This is a genomic window from Marinobacter sp. CHS3-4, from assembly GCF_030053415.1.
In the GTDB taxonomy this organism is placed as follows: Bacteria; Pseudomonadota; Gammaproteobacteria; order Pseudomonadales; family Oleiphilaceae; genus Marinobacter.
Genome location: NZ_JASGBJ010000001.1, coordinates 587,322 through 604,474 on the forward strand (window position 1 = coordinate 587,322; position 17,153 = coordinate 604,474).

Here is a 17,153-nt window from a genome sequence, read left to right on the forward strand (position 1 = left end):
GTTCATGGATCCGAAAGAACGTCGTTCTAGCCCTCGAAAGCCTATAAAACTCGCGGCGCAGCTGGATATGGGTAACGGCCAGGCCTTGCCGTGCCAGATCTCAGATTTCTGTGCCGAGGGTCTGTTCGTCCGCTATTCAGGAGACACGTCAAAACGTCTGGATCAGCTGTTCTCAAACGGCAAGTCCAGTGATTTGGTAGTGCGCTTCCGGAGTCTCGATGGACGCAAGCGGCACGAGCTTCATGTGGATGTCCGGCGGCGGATTGATGGCGCTATGGGGGTCAGTTTTACCCGTTCGAACCCGGAAGCCATCGATGCCATGCTGTCCCAGGTTGGTGGAAGCCGCGATCAGGGGCGGGTATCGCTGAAGGCACCCAGTGACCGGGTGCAGTTCGTATTGCATCAGACCGCCAGGGCCGTCATTCAATACATCGAACCGTTGATGGATGCGTCTCTGGTAGAAATGGTGAAGGCGCTCAAGGAATCCGCCCAGAAGGCGGGTAACGACCAGCAGGCAAACGAATTCATGGACGCATCGGGGCAATTGGCGGCCAGACAGCGGGTTATCTGGCACCAAATGGCCAAGAATCTTGAGTCGCCGTTGAAGCCTGCCCAGAAGGGTGCGCCAGGTTCTGAACTGTCGGTTGTCGACAAAGGTGAGTTTGAAGACTGGCTGACACTCCGGGTCATGGTGACGAAAGCCGATACCCAGTACCGTGGTGACTTGCTGCAATTGAAGCTCAGACTGGACAAACTGGGAGTCTCCAATGCCACCGGTCACCACAACCCGCTGGGACCTGCGCTGATTTGTGAATCCTTTCATGCCGGCCTGAGCCAGCTCAAGTCCTCCAGAGATGTCGAAAAAGTATGCCTTCGCGTCTTTGACAAAACCGTGCTGAAAAACCTTGAACCCATGTACCAGGAGTTGAATAACATACTGGTGCGTCACGGCGTATTGCCTGATCTTGATCTCAGCAAGTACCTCAGTGAGCAGACGCCCAAGCCTGAACAGGAAAAAAAGACACCGCAACAGCCGGCCAAACCCGATCTGCAGGAAAAAGCGGAGCAGGAGACCAGCGCGAGCACGCCAGTCGAAAAGCCAAAGTCTGAGAAGCAGGGGGGCACGGAACCCGCCAGTCGACGACGTTTCGGCGCCAGGAGCATGCGGTCAACCTCGGAATTTCGTGGTTATTCCACCGCTGCTCAAACGGCTTTCGCCACGGTTCGCAGCCTGCTGGGAACGCTCAGTGCCAGTCGTGTCGCCCGGGGCGATCCAGAACCTGTTCTTTTCTCACCGGGTGCTCGTGAACTGTCAGCCGGAGAACTGCACAAGCAACTGCAGCAGCTGCAGGTTGAGGCGGCGCCTGTCGACGAAGATGCAACCCTACGGGACCGGGTGGTCGAGCAGGTGAAATCAAGCGGGGATCACGCCCTCGGTGAGGAACAACAGGCAACGCTGGACGTGGTCGATAGGTTCTTCAACAGCGTCTCTGAAAGCCCCAAGCTCAGCGAGTACGCCCGTGAACGCATGCGTCAGCTGGAAGTGCCGGTGTTGAAAGTGGTTATGCGAGATCCGGAGTTCTTTGAGGATCGTGACAGTTCCGTGCGAGGTGTCATGGATCGCCTCGCGCAGCTGGGCGTCAAAGGAGGGCGGCTGAACCCGGTGGTTCAACGCCGCATCGATGAGCTGATTCAGCGCATAAACAACGATTTTGAACAGGACACCGGGGTGTTCGATTCGGCCGTCACTGAACTGGATACTCTGATCGATCGCCAGAATCTGGTGTATCGGCGCAATGTCGAGCGAGTAACCGCCGCAGCCGAAGGTGCGCAGAAAGTCGCGGAATCGAAAACGGCGGTCGCCCGGGTTCTTGAAGCCAAGTTGGGTGGCCGGAAGGTGCCCCGTGCCGTGAAGAGCCTGCTGGACGGTGGTTGGAGAGACCTGCTTTCGCTGACCTGGATTCGACAGGGCGAAGACAGTCCGCTTTGGCAGGATTACCTGTCGGTGATCGACTCATTAATGACCTTTGCCGACGACCCGCAGAGCAACATCAATCTTCCGGAGCTGCTGAGGGTCATCCAGGATGGCCTGGCGTCCATCTCCAGCAATCACATGCCGTCATCACAGATTCGCGATGAGCTGAAACAGTTCCTGGTGCGCAGTCCCGAGGAGCCGCCAGAAATGGTGGAGATGCCGGTTTCAAAGCCGGAAGAGAAAAGCGAGAAGACGCTCTCCGAGCGAGAACAGCGTAGCCTGCAGCGCTGGATCAATCGTGCCCAACAGCTGCGCACCGGCGACTGGATGCGGGATCAGGACAAGCCGGACGAACCGCAGTACATCCGCTTGGTGTGGGTGGCTCGTGGCTTCAGCCGGTTCGTGTTTGTGAACCATCAGGGCATGCGAGTAGTGGAGCTGGAACTGGAAGCGCTGGCCAAACAAATGCGCAAGGGCGTGATCGTTCCGGATAGCCAGTATGACCGGCCACTGGTGGACGAAAGCATCGACCGCATGGTGAAGAAGGTGTACGACCAGCTGTCCTGGGCGTCCACCCACGATGAGCTCACGGGCCTGCTGGGACGTCGGGAATTCGAGCGCATGCTGGAGCAGCAACTAGCCATTCGTGAAGACGAGCGTGCTTTGTTGCGGCTGGATCTCAGGCAGTTCCGGTTGTTGAACGATACTGCCGGTTATCATGCCGGGGACGATGCCCTGAAGCAGGTTGCCGACATTCTCCGCGAACTGGTGGGCGATGGTATGCCTCTGGCACGGCTGGCCGGAAACGAATTTGCGGTGCTCCTGCCAGCAGAAAATGCGATGGAGTCGGCCAGGAACATCGTCGGGACCATCGAGAAGACCGAATTCAAGTTCGACAGTGGTACCTACCATCTGTCGGCGAGCGCTGGCCTGGCGCCAGAGTTCCCGGGGCTGGCGGACGCCGAGCGCTGGCTGAAAGCCTCGGAAGAAGCCATGAAAAGCGCCAAGAAGCGAGGCCATGGCAAGGTGATTGAATACTCTCTGGATGCCCATGACCAGGCCCGCCAGGAGCAGATCGCGGCCAAGGTCGCCAGCCTGGGCGACCTGAACGAAGAGCGCATGCTGTTGCGATGCCAGAAGATGATTCCGCTCCACGCAGACACCAAGATGTCGCCGCAATACGAAATTCTGATCAGCATGTATGACGATACCGGCAACCTGATCACCGGCAAGGATTTCGTGCGGATGGCCGAGCGTTATGATCGGATGCAGGCGGTGGACCGCTGGGTGGTGGGTTACGTGCTGGACTGGCTGCGTGATAAGGCGCCAGATCCTGACCACATGGGCGGTATCTGCATCAATCTGTCCGGTCACTCGTTGAATGACCAGTCACTGATGGAGTTCATCTACGACAAGCTCAGCCAGAAAGACGCCCCCATTGAGAGACTGTGGTTCGAGATCACCGAAGCCTCTGCTATCAATGATCTGCAGAGCATTTCCGAGTTTGTCGAAGAAATGAAGGAACTGGGCTGCCGGTTCTGTCTGGGGGACTTTGGCACCGGCCCAACGTCTTTCCAGTTCCTGAGAAGCCTGCCAGTAGATCTGATCAAGCTCGACAGCGCCTTTACCCGGGAGCTCGACAAGAGTGAAACCGACCGTGCGATGGTCAAGTCCATGATTGATATGGCGCACTACATGAAACGTGAAGTGATTGCGTCTCAGGTTGAAACCCGCTCAGTTCTCGATATGCTGACGAATCTGGGAGCTGATTACGCACAGGGGTTTGTCATCGAGAAGCCCAGATTGCTCAGCAGCCTCGACTGATTCCTTTTTGATAACCCGATTGAGCAACCGGACGCCCTCGCACCATGTCAAAACGCCATCCGATCATTGCGGTTACCGGCTCTTCGGGCGCGGGAACAACCACCACGGGCCGCATCTTCCGCCGATTGTTTGCCAGTGAGGATCTGAACGCCGCCATGGTTGGTGGCGACAGTTTTCATCGCTACAACCGGGCGCAAATGGCACGGCTTGCGGCCAAAGGCCAGTTTGGCGAGCGCAACCACTTTGCACTGGCCGCCAATCACATCGACAAGCTGGAAGCCCTGTTTTACGACTACGGCCATACCGGTAATGGCCAGTATCGCCAGTATGTGCACGACGAAGATCGAGAGCTGATTGAGGCCGGTTACAAGCCCGGTACATTCACGCCTTGGGGACCACTGGCGCCAGACACCGACCTGCTGTTTTACGAAGGCCTTCATGGCGGCGTGATCAGCGACACCTATAACATTGCCCAGTATGTGGACTTGCTGGTGGGTGTGGTTCCAATCGTCAATCTCGAGTGGATCCAGAAAATCCATCGGGACACGCACAAGCGAGGCTATTCAAAGGATGCCGTGGTAGAGACCATCATTAACCGAATGGACGACTACGTTCACGACATCGTGCCCCAGTTTGCTCACACCCATGTCAATTTCCAGCGCATTCCCCTGGTGGATACCTCCAATCCCTTTGTGGTTCGGGACGTACCCACGGAAGACGAGAGCATGGTCGTTATTCGTTTCTGGGATTCTTCCGAGGTGGACTTTCCGTATCTGTTGCAAATGATTGCGGGTAGCCATTTGTCCCGATACGACACGCTGGTCATACCCGGTACCAAGCTTTCCCTGGCCATGGATCTGATCATGCGTCCGATGGTTCTGGAGATTATGGCTCACAAGCCGTTTGCCTGACGACACTTACCAATGCACCCGCCGTTTACCCCTTGTTAGGTATCGGTTGTGGTCGGCCCTGCTGCAACAATGGTCTTATCAGATTTTGTGAAACAGGACTCCTATGGTATCTGCTATTCGGCCGCTGAAGGATCGATTCGGCCGCACCATCAACTATGTGCGGTTATCTGTTACCGACCGCTGTGATTTTCGCTGTGTGTACTGCATGGACGAAGACATGACCTTCCTACCACGACAGCTAGTTCTCACCCTGGAAGAGATCGCCCGGCTCGCCCGGAATTTCACTGCGCTAGGAACAGAAAAGATCCGCCTGACCGGGGGAGAACCGCTGGTGCGCAGGGATATCCTTGATCTGGTTAAGGAAATAGGAACTCTGGGGCTGCGGGATTTCGCCATGACGACCAACGGCAGCCAACTGGTCGACATGGCAGAACCATTGCGCAAAGCTGGCCTGCACCGTCTGAACATTAGCCTCGATTCTTTGGATGCCCGGAAATTTGCGGATATTACCCGTACTGGAAATCTGAGTAAGGTATTGGACGGAATTGACGCTGCGCGCGATGCCGGCTTTCCGGGTATAAAGCTCAATACGGTGGTCATGAAAGGCCGCAACGATGAGGAAATCCCCGCACTGATCGAGTTTGCCCGCCAGAAACGAGTGGACATCAGCTTTATCGAAGAAATGCCGCTGGGCGAGATTTCTGAGCACGATCGCGGTCTTGCATTGTTCACCAGTGATGAGGTCAAGAAGGTTGTCCGCAGGCATCATGTGTTGTTGCCAGCCACGGAAGATTCGGGTGGCCCTGCCCGGTATTATCGAATGCCAGACAGTTCGATCCGCGTCGGATTTATTTCACCCCACTCCCATAATTTCTGCGCTACGTGCAATCGCGTGCGAGTCACTGCGGACGGTAGGCTGTTGCTCTGTTTGGGCAATGAACATTCGGTAGATCTGCGTCGTGTCTTGCGGGGCAATCCTGATACGGAAAATAGGCTCAGGAAGACCATCATTGAGGCTATGGAGTTAAAACCAGAGCGCCACTATTTTTCGACCAATGGTGACGTTCAGATTTTGCGATTCATGAATATGACCGGCGGTTAATCGCCGGTCGTGAACGCCCGGCTCATTTAAGAGAAATTGCCTCGCCCTTGGTGTTTAGCGGCAAAAAATTGCTGATGTGTCCCAGTCGAATGGACTCCACCATCATGTTTAACGGTTGTTGCGCCTGATCAGACGATGGCTCAAAGCCTCCGTGACCGGACATGGTAGCGACGAAAACGATATCCCAGGATTGACCGGTCGCTTTGGATTCTTCTACCAGCACTGAAAACTCAGCTGCTTCATCGGGGGTCTTGTCGACACAGACCACCGGTGTCAGGGCGCCGCCTTCGCCGCGCTCGAATGAGGCTCGTTCTTCCGGGGAAGCCTGATCCGGCAATTCCGCTCGGCAGAATACGAAAAGCAGGCGCTGGAGCTCCTGCTGGGTTCTGGACACTTGAATAAGGTCACTGTAACTGCTGATCATTTTTAACAATCCTTGCGGTTAACGGCCCGCTGAAATTTACGGCTGGCGGGCGATGAGCCGGGCTGACTTTTTTGCTTCTACTGACCGATCTCTTTCAGTCGCTGGGGGTCCGAGACATAGAGCTTGCTTCGATTCACCCTTATCAATCCGTTGGCCTTCAATTCAGCCAGTATTCTGGAGAAGGTTTCGGGCTGCATTGCCAGCCTTGACGCGATCAGGCATTTGGGTAGTGGCAATTCAATCTCACCATCAGGTTTAGTATCCGCTGGCAGCAGATTCAGCAGATATCGGATCAGACGATCCCGCGCGCTCTGAATGGTCATTATTTCCAGATCATGGAATCGTGACACCGCCCGGGACGCATAATGGGTCAGCGCAATTTCGGTATAGGTTGGATTGGACTGAATCAAGAGGCGGTAGGCCCGAATGGGAATACTCAACACCCTGGTGCGTTTGAGCGATTCGGCGTAGCAGGCGTAACGTGCAGGCATGGCATAAATCATGACCTCTGCCAGGCAATCACCGGGACCGATGCTGTCCAGGGTGCGTTCATAGCCGGAGTAATCCAGCCGGTAAAGTCGCAACCGCCCGTCAACGACGAAATAAAAATGACTGGCATCGGTGTCCTGACGATACAGCAGTTCATGCCGGTCCATGTCAATCACCCGGATTCGTGTCGCCAGGTTGTTGAAGTCGCTGTCGGTCAGGTGTTGGAACAGCGGATGCCGGCGTAGCTCTGTCAGGCTTGTCTGGACATCGCAGATGACCGGCGGAATGTCCTGAAGGCCAGGGTTATTGATAGAAGTTGTCGCGGTAGACAAAGTCATAATGCTCTCCTTCATTAACCGGGGTCTGAGGGGGAATAATGAAATACCCGTCTGCTTTGCTGGCAACTGACAACACGCCGGAGCTCTGCGAGCCTGCGGGAATAGCTGTGGGCACCCCTGAGGTTTGATCCAGAAAGACGCGAAGGTACTCCTGTCGGACAGTGGTTTTGCGTCGGTTGAAACCGGCAGGCAGCGAGGTTGCGCGAGCCTTCGTAGGCTTCGTACCCATCAGACGTCGCAGGAGTGGTATGGCCATGACTTCGAAAGTGACCAGCGCAGCCGTGGGGTTACCTGGCAAGCAGACCACCGGTGTAGTGCCAATCTGACCAAAGGCAAAAGGTTTACCGGGTTTCATGGCTATGCCCCATAGATGCAGGTACCCAAGTGATTCCAGCGCTGGTCTGACATAGTCTTCGTCGCCCACAGATACTCCGCCGGTGGTGATGACCAGATCGTGTTCACTGGCAGACTTCGCGAGCGCATCTCTTGTGGCTTGCCCACTATCCGCGAGGGTTGGAAAACGTGTGACCTCGCAGCCCAGGCGTTGAAGAGCGGCGCCTATAGTGACGCTGTTGCTGTTATAGATCTGGCCCGCCTTTAGGGGTTGCCCGGGGGTGATCAGCTCGTTCCCGGTAGTTACAACGGCAACCCGCAGGCGCCGGTAGACTGGAATATCCGAGATGCCCTGACTTGCCAGAACGCCAAGCTCGGCTGCCTCCAGCCGGGTTCCAGCGGCCAGCAATCTGGCGCCCGCCTGTACATCTTCCCCTGCACGTCGAATATTTTGGCCTCTGGTCGGTGTGGCGGTTATTTCGATACGAGTTCCTTCAAGCTGGCGCACCTGTTCCTGAGGAACCACCGTGTCGACACCGGTAGGAACGGGGGCCCCGGTGAAGATGCGGATAGCCGTGCCACTTTGAAGTGACGATGGCGACGTACCTGCAGGCACGCGCTGAGTTACCTGTAACTGATGGTTTTGCGGCAGGTCATCAATGTTCAGCCCATAGCCGTCCATAGCGCTGTTGTCATAGGGTGGTACGGACAGGGTCGCGAACACGTCGCTGGCAAGGATTCGTCCCTGGGCGAGTTCCAGCGGGACTTCCTCGATGCCTACCTGGCAGCGGGCAAGTCGGGCCATCTCCGCTTGCGCTTTTTCGACGGTTATCAGGTTGGGTTTCTGAGAATCGTTCTGACGATGTTGCTCAAGATCGCATAGACATTCAGTCATCAGGCTGCTCCAGCAATAGACCGCGAGCCGCAGGTCGAGCGGGGGTGTTGTTGAAGCAGGTCAACGAAATTGCAAGGCCGGTGGCGTAAGTCCAGTTGGGGACCGATGATTTCGTCCCAGGCAAGGGCGCAGGCTCTCGGCGCGCCGGGCATGGCGGAAATCAGTGTTCGGTTTGCCAGTCCAGCAACCGCGCGGGACTGAATGGTTGAGGTGCCGATGCTGGCCAGCGAGAGATGGCGAAAAAGCTCGCCATAGCCTTCAACAGTCTTGTCGAACAGCGGCATCAGCGCCTCGGGAGTATTGTCGCGGCTAGAAAAACCTGTGCCTCCAGTCACCAGGATCACTGCAACCTGATCGCTGGCAATCCAGCGGGAAACCACCTCACGAATGGCGTAAACATCGTCTTTCACCAAAACCCGTTCGCTTAACAGGTGCCCAGCATTACAAAGGCGCTGCTCAAGCGTATCGCCCGACTGATCGTTGTCTAGTGATCGAGTGTCGGATACGGTCAGTACGGCTATATCCAGGGGTTGAAAGGGCGCGTCGGCCGAGGCGTGAGACATGGGTAAATCCTCGCAGAAAACAGGTTTTTACTGATGTCGATTTTACGCGGAGGGGGGAGCCTTGATCGCTCCCCCAGAGGGAGTAGTTTGGTGGTTGTTATGGGGTATACCGTGGGGCGGGGGCAGGCTAGAAAGGTTTATAAATCGCCAGATGAAAAATCGCCATGATCTGGACCAGCGCCAGAACTGTGGCAATCAGCCTTACCTGAAGACCTCGGGTTTCCTTCATGGCGAATGCTCCGGCCACAATGTAGCCAACCAGCAGTAGAATCTTGGCGGTTAACCAACCATGCACAAAGGGCATCCAGGGTGTCACGAAAAGCAGGCTTATAGCCGCGACCAACAAGACTGTGTCATTGGCATGGGGAATCCAGCGCAGCGGTGTTTTGCGCCAGTCGGGTTTGCCCACTGCATCCAGCAACAGCCGCAGGGAAAACAGAACCACCGTCAAGTAGGCGGCTGTCATGTGCATACTTTTCAGGAGCAGGTAGATGCTCATAGACGAATCCTCGAGACTGTTACCTGTCGACATCATCCAGTTTGTCGTGAGTGCTAGTGAGGGCCCTCCTGATCCACATGGTCTAAGGACTGAAGCGCCTGGCGAATGATCGGACCTTAGTTGAGTGCGAGTCGGTCACTGCATTAACGGCGAATCCGGCAGCTCCAGATCGACCCCTTTCACTCCCGTGTCCGCCGCCAATATCTGCAAGTATTGGCGGCAGGCCCGGCGGGTCACGCTCTCACGCAGATATTGCTGTACCTGAGGTTTGACGTGTTCGTAAGGAAGCTGTTGACCATCGATTCGCTGGTCGATACGAACGATGTGCCAGCCGTAGCGGGTTTCAATCAGTTCCGGGTTGAGACCTTCCTCGAGAGACAAAACAGGGCGCTCGAATTCGTCAACAGTCTGACCTTTGCTGATCTGGCCGAGGCTCCCGCCCTGGTGGCGCGATTCGCAGGCGGAGTATTGTTTGGCCAGTTCGGCAAACCGGGAACGGCCTTCGATCAGGGATGACAGCAATTGTTGCCCGGCTTCCTCCTGGCGCAGGCGTTCCTGGACATCATCCGGAGCGGCGGCGAGCAGGATGTGGCTGACGGCCATGAGAGTCGGACTGCGGAAGCGCGCCGGGTTGGCGTTATAGAAGCGTTCGCAGTCGTCCTCTGTGGGGTCCGGGACGTTAAGCTCGAGTTCGAGAACCCGGGCGATGCGTTCCTCTTCGTCGGCGATGGCGTCGAGTTTTAGGCGGCTGGCCTGTTGCAAAAGCAGTTCGCGGATGACTAGGCTTCTGGCAGCTTCGTGCCAGGCTTCGGCGACTTCTTCGGCCGGGTGGTGCTGCATTTCCCGGGCGATGTCGTCTTCGCCGATGAGGGTGTCTCCTACGGTCACCGGCGGAAACTGGTTTCTGGGCTTTTCGGCGTCGCCGACGGGGATGAGTTGCATGATCGCTCTCCTTATGCGCGCTTACGCACAACCTGGTATTTGCGCCCGAAATATTCCACCGGCACGCTGAGCATGTGAACCAGCCGGGTAAACGGGAAGAGTAGGAAAATGGTCAGGCCCAGGAAGATGTGGGTTTTGTAAATCCAGTGAACATCCGCGATGTGACCAGCGACACCACCCTGGAGAGTCAAAATGCCCTGGGCCCAGGCAGAGAATTTAAGCATTGTGCTGCCGTCCAAATGGCCCAGGGTGGGCAAAATGGTGGCCAGTCCAAGACCGAGTTGTGCAACCAGAATGAGAATCACAAGGTTGTCAGCAATGGTGCTGCTGGCTCGCACACGCGGATCGTTCAACCGGCGCCAGGCCAGCATGATGCCGCCAATCAACGCCATGATTCCGGCGATACCGCCAACCACGATCGCCATGACCTGTTTCTGCCCCGGTGTCATCAACCATTCGTAAGCCCAGTGAGGCGTTAGCAGCCCCACCAAATGTCCGAAAAATATCACCAGCACACCCACGTGGAACAGCACGCTGGCAATGACCATGTTTTTCTTGCGGAGCATCTGGCTTGAGTGCGCTTTCCAGGTGAACTGGCCGTGGTCATAACGAGCCCAGGTTCCAATCACCATCACAGCAATGGCGATGTACGGGTAAACGCCAAACAGAAGTGTGTTGAGATAAGACATTGTGTTTTCCTCCAGCGCCCTCAGGCGTTCTTCGCCGAACGAGGGGTAGCGTCCGTCATAAGTTGATCACTCAGGTGAATGGTCTGGGTCTGCTCCAGTTCGCGGCGGCGCTGACCAACAACGCTGCTACTGCTGCAGGAACTGCCCTGATCATCAACAAACTTCACCATTTCCTCTTCCCAGACCTTGTCCAGAGCCTCCGGTGTGTCGTCGCGCTCTTCCGAGGCGACGATCTGCGCCAGCTCCTGACGGTTCACATTGCGGCCCGACAGGTTCAGCAGGGAATCCATCACGACGTGATAGAAACTCTCCCGCTGATACAGCCGCTCACCCAGCAAGCCCAGGATATGGTGGATGTCCTCCAGCCAGCTCCGGATCTCCTCCCATGGACGGGTGGAGAGGTATTCCAGGAACAGCGGCAGGTAGTCCGGCAGTTCCCGGGCGTCGATTTCCAGACCATTGGTGCGGTACTCCTCCATCAGGTCCACCATGGCCTGGCCACGGTCGCGGGATTCCCCGTGCACATGTTCGAACAGCAGCAGGGACGTGGACCTGCCCTTGTCGAACATGCCGACGTAGTTTTCCTGCATATCCAGAAGGTCGCCATCGCAGACTATTTCCAGGCAGCGCAGCAGTTGACCCTTATTCTCCCGGGGCAGCCGGCTGTCCTCGAGGACAGCGGCAATCAGGGCGTCTTTGGAGGCCTGAAGTTCTTCGGTCGGGTACTCAAGTATCCGAGCCAGTACTTTTAAAAGTTGCATGTCGGCCTCCTTATTCCTGCAGTTGTTTCGGGTCAACCTGCTTCACGGTCGACAGCTTCTGGACCATGCTGGTGGTCTGCTTGCGGCCACCGAACATGCTGAATTTGCTGTCACCGTTGCAGCCGTCGCCGAAGCTGAATCCGCAACCGTTGCGCTCGCCATAGGCGGTCGCATCGGGGAAGGCTTCCTTCGCCAGCTCGCGGTGGCTGGTGGGAATCACGAAGCGGTCTTCATAGTTGGCAATGGCCAGGTAGCGATACATTTCATCCGCCTGAGCCTTGGTCAGGCCAGCTTCCTCCAGGGCGCGCAGGTCTTCCTTGCCTTCCACGGTTTCGGCGCGCTTGTAAAGGCGCATGGCCATGATGCGCTTGAGGGCACGGACAATCGGCTTCTCGTCACCTGCGGTGAGCAGGTTGGCCAGATACTTCACCGGAATCCGCAGGCTTTCGATCTTCGGCAGTACGCCGTCGAACTCGACCTTGCCGGCTTCCGCCGCTGACTGGATCGGGCTCAGGGGCGGCACATACCAGACCATGGGCAAGGTGCGGTATTCCGGGTGCAGCGGCAGGGCCAGTTTCCAGTCCACTGCCATCTTGTACACCGGGCTCTGCTGGGCGGCTTCGATAACGTTCATCGGGATGCCGTCTTTCTTGGCCTGCTCGATCACTTTCGGGTCGAACGGATCCAGGAAGATTTCCAACTGCTTTTCGTAAAGCTCCTGCTCACCCGGGGCGCTGGCCACTTCCTCGATGCGATCTGCGTCATACAGAAGAACACCGAGATAGCGAATACGGCCGACACAGGTCTCGGAGCAAACGGTGGGCATCCCGGCTTCGATCCGTGGGTAGCAGAAAATGCATTTCTCGGATTTGCCGGTTTTCCAGTTGAAGTAGATTTTCTTGTACGGGCAGCCGGAGACACACATGCGCCAGCCGCGACACTTGTCCTGGTCGATCAGGACGATGCCGTCTTCCTCACGCTTATAGATGGCACCGCTCGGGCAGCTGGCGACACAGGCCGGATTCAGGCAGTGCTCGCACAGGCGCGGCAGGTACATCATGAAGGTGTTCTCAAACTGGCCGTAGATGTCCGCCTGCACCTGGTCGAAGTTCTTGTCTTTGCGGCGCTTGGCGAACTCGGTGCCGAGAATTTCTTCCCAGTTCGGGCCCCATTCGATCTTCTGCATGCGCTGGCCGGAGATCAGCGAGCGTGGCCGGGCGACCGGCTGGTGTTTGCTGTCGCCCGCGGTGTGCAGGTGCTGGTAGTCGAAATCAAACGGCTCGTAGTAGTCGTCGATTTCCGGCAGGGTCGGGTTGGCGAAGATATTCGCCAGGACGCGGAAGCGGCCACCGATTTTCGGGCGGATCTTGCCGGAGCTGTCGCGCATCCAGCCGCCTTTCCACTTGTCCTGGTTCTCCCACTCTTTCGGGTAGCCGATACCGGGCTTGGTTTCGACGTTGTTAAACCAGGCGTATTCCATGCCTTCGCGGCTGGTCCACACGTTTTTGCAGGTCACTGAACAGGTGTGGCAACCAATGCACTTGTCCAGGTTCAGTACCATGCCGACTTGGGAACGGATTTTCATTTTACAGCCTCCTGAACAGTGTCATTGCCTTCGCCATCGAGCCAGTCGACGTTGTGCATCTTGCGCACCACCACGAATTCGTCGCGGTTGGAGCCGACGGTGCCGTAGTAGTTGAACCCGTAGGAATACTGGGCATAACCGCCGATCATGTGGGTGGGCTTCGGGCAAACCCGGGTGACCGAGTTGTGAATGCCGCCGCGGGTGCCGGTGATCTCCGAACCGGGCACGTTCACGATCCGCTCCTGAGCGTGGTACATCATCACCATGCCGGGCATCACGCGCTGGCTTACAACCGCCCGGGCCGCAATGGCGCCGTTGGCGTTGAACAGCTCGATCCAGTCGTTGTCCTCGATGCCCATGTCTTTGGCGTCGTCCTCGCTCATCCAGACGATGGGGCCTCCGCGGGACAGGGTCAGCATCAGCAGGTTGTCGCTGTAGGTGCTGTGGATGCCCCACTTCTGGTGTGGCGTGATCCAGTTCAGCGCTTTTTCCGGGTTACCGTTGCTGCGCTGGTTCAGCATGCTGCTCACCGCCTTGGTGTTGATCGGCGGACGATACACCAGCAGGCTTTCGCCAAAGGCGCGCATCCACTGGTGGTCTTGATAGAACTGCTGACGACCAGTCAGGGTGCGCCAGGGAATCAGCTCATGAACGTTGGTATAACCGGCGTTATAAGACACGTGCTCGTCTTCCAGGCCAGACCAGGTCGGGCTGGAAATGATCTTGCGTGGCTGGGCCACGATGTCCCGGAAGCGAATCTTTTCCTCTTCCTTGTTGGTCGCCAGATGGGTGTGGTCCAGACCGGTCATCTCGGACAGCGCGGCCCAGGCTTTTACCGCCACCTGACCATTGGTTTCCGGTGCCAGTGTCAGAATCACTTCCGCCGCATCAATGGCGGACTCGATCTTCGGGCGACCGGCATTAGCACCGTCGATGTGGGTGTAGTTCAGCTCCTTGAGGAAGTTCACTTCCTTCTCGGTGTTCCAGCTGATGCCCTTGCCACCGTTCCCCAGTTTGTCCATCAGCGGGCCAAGCGAGGTGAAACGGGCGTAGGTGTTCGGGTAGTCCCGCTCAACCGTCATGAAGTTGGGTGCGGTCTTGCCTGGGATCAGGTCGCACTCGCCGCGCTTCCAATCCTTCACGTCAAACGGCTGGCCCAACTCGGCGGGGGCGTCGTGCAACAGTGGTAGGGTGACCACGTCTTTCTCGACACCAAGGTGGCCCTCGGCGGCTTTCGAGAAGGACTTGGCGATTCCCTTGTAGATCTCCCAGTCGCTGCGTGCTTCCCAGGCCGGATCGGTGGCGGCGGTCAACGGGTGAATAAACGGATGCATGTCAGAGGTATTCAGGTCGTTCTTCTCATACCAGGTGGCCGTCGGGAGAACGATGTCTGAATACAGGCAGGTGGTAGACATGCGGAAGTCCAGGGTTACCAGCAGGTCGAGCTTGCCTTCCGGCGCCTCGTCATGCCATTTCACCTCTTCCGGCTTGGCGCCACCCTCATGGCCAAGATCCTTGCCCTGCAGGCCGTTCTTGGTGCCCAGCAGATACTTGAGCATGTATTCATGACCCTTGCCGGAAGAGCCCAGCAAGTTGGAGCGCCAGATGAACAGGTTGCGCGGGCAGTTCTGTGGCGCTTCCGGATCTTCGCTCGCAAAGGCCAGGGAGCCATCTTTCAGGGATTGAGCGACATAATCGGCCACTTCCATACCCGCCTTCTCGGCTTCCGCCGCAATAGTCAGCGGGTTCCGGTTCAGCTGCGGCGCGGAGGGCAGCCAGCCCATACGCTCGGCACGCACGTTGTAATCGATCAGGCTGCCACTGAATTTGGATTTGTCCGCCAATGGCGACAGGATTTCGTCCACACCCAGTTTCTCGTAGCGCCACTGACCGGAGTGGGCGTAGAAGAAGGAGGTGGAGTTCATGTGCCGCGGTGGACGCTGCCAGTCCAGGCCGAACGCCAGCGGCTGCCAGCCGGTCTGCGGGCGCAGTTTTTCCTGGCCAACATAGTGAGCCCAGCCACCACCGCTCTGGCCAATGCAGCCACACAGGATCAGCATGTTGATCAGGCCGCGGTAGTTCATGTCCATGTGGTACCAGTGGTTCATACCGGCACCAACGATGACCATGGAGCGGCCCTTGGTTTTATCGGCGTTATCGGCGAACTCACGGGCAATGCGGATTACTTTCTCGGCCGGAACGCCGGTGATCTTTTCCTGCCAGGCCGGGGTGTAAGGCTTCACTTCGTCATAGGAGGTGGCGCCGTCATCGTCACCCAGTCCGCGGCTGATGCCGTAGTTGGCGACCATCAGGTCGTAGACGGTGACCACGCGACCTTCGGAGCCGTCGGCCAGCTTTACTTTGCGGGTACCCAGCTTGTGCTTGAGGACGTCCTTGATTTCAACATGCTGGTAGTGATCGTGCTCAATGCCGCCGAAGTAGGGGAAGGCAACGTCCACAACGTCGTCGTGCTTTTCAACCATTGAAAGCTGAAGGTTCACGTCGGAGCCTTTGGCGGTCTGCTTCAGGTTCCACTTGCCCTTCTCGCCCCAGCGGTAGCCGATGGAGCCATTGGGCGCGGTGAGCTCGCCGGACGCTTCATCAATGGCGATGGTTTTCCACTCGGGATTGTTCTCTTCCCCCAGACCATCCACCAGGTCACTGGCGCGCAGGAAGCGGCCTGGCACGAAGCTGCCGTCGTCCTTTTCTTCCAGCATGACCAGGTAAGGCATGTCGGTGTAGCGACGCACGTAGTCGGTGAAGTATTCGCTGGGGTTGTCGACGTGGAACTCTTTCAGAATCACGTGCCCCATGGCCATGCCCAGCGCGGCATCTGTGCCTTGTTTGGGGTTCATCCACTCGTCGGACAGTTTGGAAACTTCGGCGTAGTCGGGAGTGATGGCAACGGTCTTGGTGCCCTTGTAGCGCACTTCGGTGAAGAAGTGAGCGTCCGGAGTCCTGGTCTGGGGCACGTTGGAGCCCCAGGCAATGATGTAGCCGGAGTTGTACCAGTCGGCGGATTCTGGCACGTCGGTCTGCTCACCCCAGGTCTGGGGAGAGGCCGGCGGCAGGTCGCAGTACCAGTCGTAGAAGCTCATGCACACACCACCGATCAGCGACAGGTAACGGCTACCGGCGGCGTAGGAAACCATCGACATGGCGGGAATCGGAGAGAAGCCGATGATGCGGTCCGGGCCGTACTTGCTGGCGGTATAGACGTTGGAGGCGGCGATCAGCTCGTTGACCTCGTCCCAGCTGGAACGGACAAAACCACCCATGCCACGGCGCGGCTTGTACTCGGCGGTCTTTTTGGGATCTTCAACTATCGAGGCCCAGGCCTCGACTGGATCGCTGTGCTGGGCTTTCGCAGCGCGCCAAAGCTTCATCAGATGCTTGCGCATGAGCGGGTATTTCAGGCGGTTGGCGCTGTACATGTACCAGGAGTAGCTGGCACCACGGGGGCAGCCACGGGGTTCATGGTTGGGCAGATCCGGACGGGTACGGGGATAGTCGGTTTGCTGGGTTTCCCAGGTAACCAGGCCGTTCTTGACGTAAATTTTCCAGCTGCAGGAGCCGGTGCAGTTTACGCCGTGGGTGGAACGCACGACTTTGTCGTGCTGCCAGCGCTGACGGTAGCTGTCTTCCCATTCGCGGGAGACATCGTGGGTTTCACCGTGCCCGTTGGCGAACGGTTCGCGCTTCTTCCTGAAGTAATTCAGCTTGTCGATCAAATGACTCATGGTCTCTCCCCATCTTATCCGGATGCCGGATCGCTGTTTTGGTACAGCTCCGAGTTGAGACCATTGTGTGTGAGAAAAACCGC

13 protein-coding genes are annotated in these 17,153 nt (G+C 57.3%); 3 read left to right on the forward strand and 10 right to left on the reverse strand.

Features of this window, described 5'->3' with window-relative positions:
- Window positions 1-4: 4 nt before the first annotated feature.
- The 3 genes from QLQ17_RS02690 to moaA all read left to right on the forward strand — a co-directional run bounded on the left by QLQ17_RS02690 (window position 5) and on the right by moaA (window position 5,812).
- Window positions 5-3,799, forward strand: coding sequence for a DUF1631 family protein (locus QLQ17_RS02690; protein WP_283207993.1), 3,795 nt, complete (start codon window positions 5-7; stop codon window positions 3,797-3,799).
- 44 nt (window positions 3,800-3,843) lie between these two features.
- Window positions 3,844-4,710 carry a phosphoribulokinase gene (locus tag QLQ17_RS02695; RefSeq protein WP_283207994.1) on the forward strand — a complete coding sequence of 289 codons (867 nt, stop codon included), beginning with the start codon at window positions 3,844-3,846 and terminating at the stop codon, window positions 4,708-4,710.
- Window positions 4,711-4,813: 103 nt separating this feature from the next.
- Window positions 4,814-5,812, forward strand: coding sequence for a GTP 3',8-cyclase MoaA (moaA, locus tag QLQ17_RS02700; protein ID WP_283207995.1), 999 nt, complete (start codon window positions 4,814-4,816; stop codon window positions 5,810-5,812).
- Window positions 5,813-5,834: 22 nt separating this feature from the next.
- On the opposite strand, the gene QLQ17_RS02705 is transcribed toward moaA, so the two are convergent.
- The 10 genes from QLQ17_RS02705 to QLQ17_RS02750 form a co-directional block, all read right to left on the reverse strand.
- Window positions 5,835-6,236 (reverse strand): ribonucleotide reductase subunit alpha, encoded by a 402-nt coding sequence (locus QLQ17_RS02705; protein WP_283207996.1) that lies wholly within the window; start codon window positions 6,234-6,236, stop codon window positions 5,835-5,837.
- A 77-nt stretch (window positions 6,237-6,313) separates the two neighbouring features.
- Window positions 6,314-7,063 (reverse strand): Crp/Fnr family transcriptional regulator, encoded by a 750-nt coding sequence (locus QLQ17_RS02710; protein WP_283207997.1) that lies wholly within the window; start codon window positions 7,061-7,063, stop codon window positions 6,314-6,316.
- Complete coding sequence (locus QLQ17_RS02715; RefSeq protein WP_283207998.1) at window positions 7,029-8,291, reverse strand: molybdopterin molybdotransferase MoeA; 1,263 nt, start codon at window positions 8,289-8,291, stop codon at window positions 7,029-7,031. Before QLQ17_RS02715 ends, QLQ17_RS02710 begins: the two co-directional genes overlap by 35 nt.
- Complete coding sequence (gene moaB, locus QLQ17_RS02720; protein ID WP_283207999.1) at window positions 8,291-8,854, reverse strand: molybdenum cofactor biosynthesis protein B; 564 nt, start codon at window positions 8,852-8,854, stop codon at window positions 8,291-8,293. Before moaB ends, QLQ17_RS02715 begins: the two co-directional genes overlap by 1 nt.
- A 127-nt stretch (window positions 8,855-8,981) precedes the next feature.
- Window positions 8,982-9,353: a SirB2 family protein gene (locus QLQ17_RS02725; protein ID WP_283208000.1), complete on the reverse strand. Its 372-nt coding sequence runs from the start codon at window positions 9,351-9,353 to the stop codon at window positions 8,982-8,984.
- 135 nt (window positions 9,354-9,488) lie between these two features.
- Window positions 9,489-10,295, reverse strand: a complete 807-nt coding sequence (locus tag QLQ17_RS02730) for a peptidylprolyl isomerase (protein WP_283208001.1) — start codon at window positions 10,293-10,295, stop codon at window positions 9,489-9,491.
- Between the two features lie 11 nt (window positions 10,296-10,306).
- Window positions 10,307-10,984 carry a respiratory nitrate reductase subunit gamma gene (gene narI / locus QLQ17_RS02735; RefSeq protein WP_283208002.1) on the reverse strand — a complete coding sequence of 226 codons (678 nt, stop codon included), beginning with the start codon at window positions 10,982-10,984 and terminating at the stop codon, window positions 10,307-10,309.
- Window positions 10,985-11,004: 20 nt separating this feature from the next.
- Complete coding sequence (narJ, locus tag QLQ17_RS02740) at window positions 11,005-11,745, reverse strand: nitrate reductase molybdenum cofactor assembly chaperone (protein WP_283208003.1); 741 nt, start codon at window positions 11,743-11,745, stop codon at window positions 11,005-11,007.
- Between the two features lie 10 nt (window positions 11,746-11,755).
- Window positions 11,756-13,330 (reverse strand): nitrate reductase subunit beta, encoded by a 1,575-nt coding sequence (narH, locus tag QLQ17_RS02745; RefSeq protein WP_283208004.1) that lies wholly within the window; start codon window positions 13,328-13,330, stop codon window positions 11,756-11,758.
- Complete coding sequence (locus tag QLQ17_RS02750; RefSeq protein ID WP_283208005.1) at window positions 13,327-17,070, reverse strand: nitrate reductase subunit alpha; 3,744 nt, start codon at window positions 17,068-17,070, stop codon at window positions 13,327-13,329. Before QLQ17_RS02750 ends, narH begins: the two co-directional genes overlap by 4 nt.
- Window positions 17,071-17,153: the final 83 nt, after the last annotated feature.

What these genes read in the sequence shown, in the direction of transcription:
- QLQ17_RS02690 (WP_283207993.1), top strand. Translation starts at nt 5, where the DNA reads ATGGATCCGAAAGAACGTCGTTCTAGCCCTCGAAAGCCTATAAAACTC.
- QLQ17_RS02695 (WP_283207994.1), top strand. Translation starts at nt 3,844, where the DNA reads ATGTCAAAACGCCATCCGATCATTGCGGTTACCGGCTCTTCGGGCGCG.
- moaA (WP_283207995.1), top strand. Translation starts at nt 4,814, where the DNA reads ATGGTATCTGCTATTCGGCCGCTGAAGGATCGATTCGGCCGCACCATC.
- QLQ17_RS02705 (WP_283207996.1), bottom strand. Translation starts at nt 6,236, where the DNA reads ATGATCAGCAGTTACAGTGACCTTATTCAAGTGTCCAGAACCCAGCAG.
- QLQ17_RS02710 (WP_283207997.1), bottom strand. Translation starts at nt 7,063, where the DNA reads ATGACTTTGTCTACCGCGACAACTTCTATCAATAACCCTGGCCTTCAG.
- QLQ17_RS02715 (WP_283207998.1), bottom strand. Translation starts at nt 8,291, where the DNA reads ATGACTGAATGTCTATGCGATCTTGAGCAACATCGTCAGAACGATTCT.
- moaB (WP_283207999.1), bottom strand. Translation starts at nt 8,854, where the DNA reads ATGTCTCACGCCTCGGCCGACGCGCCCTTTCAACCCCTGGATATAGCC.
- QLQ17_RS02725 (WP_283208000.1), bottom strand. Translation starts at nt 9,353, where the DNA reads ATGAGCATCTACCTGCTCCTGAAAAGTATGCACATGACAGCCGCCTAC.
- QLQ17_RS02730 (WP_283208001.1), bottom strand. Translation starts at nt 10,295, where the DNA reads ATGCAACTCATCCCCGTCGGCGACGCCGAAAAGCCCAGAAACCAGTTT.
- narI (WP_283208002.1), bottom strand. Translation starts at nt 10,984, where the DNA reads ATGTCTTATCTCAACACACTTCTGTTTGGCGTTTACCCGTACATCGCC.
- narJ (WP_283208003.1), bottom strand. Translation starts at nt 11,745, where the DNA reads ATGCAACTTTTAAAAGTACTGGCTCGGATACTTGAGTACCCGACCGAA.
- narH (WP_283208004.1), bottom strand. Translation starts at nt 13,330, where the DNA reads ATGAAAATCCGTTCCCAAGTCGGCATGGTACTGAACCTGGACAAGTGC.
- QLQ17_RS02750 (WP_283208005.1), bottom strand. Translation starts at nt 17,070, where the DNA reads ATGAGTCATTTGATCGACAAGCTGAATTACTTCAGGAAGAAGCGCGAA.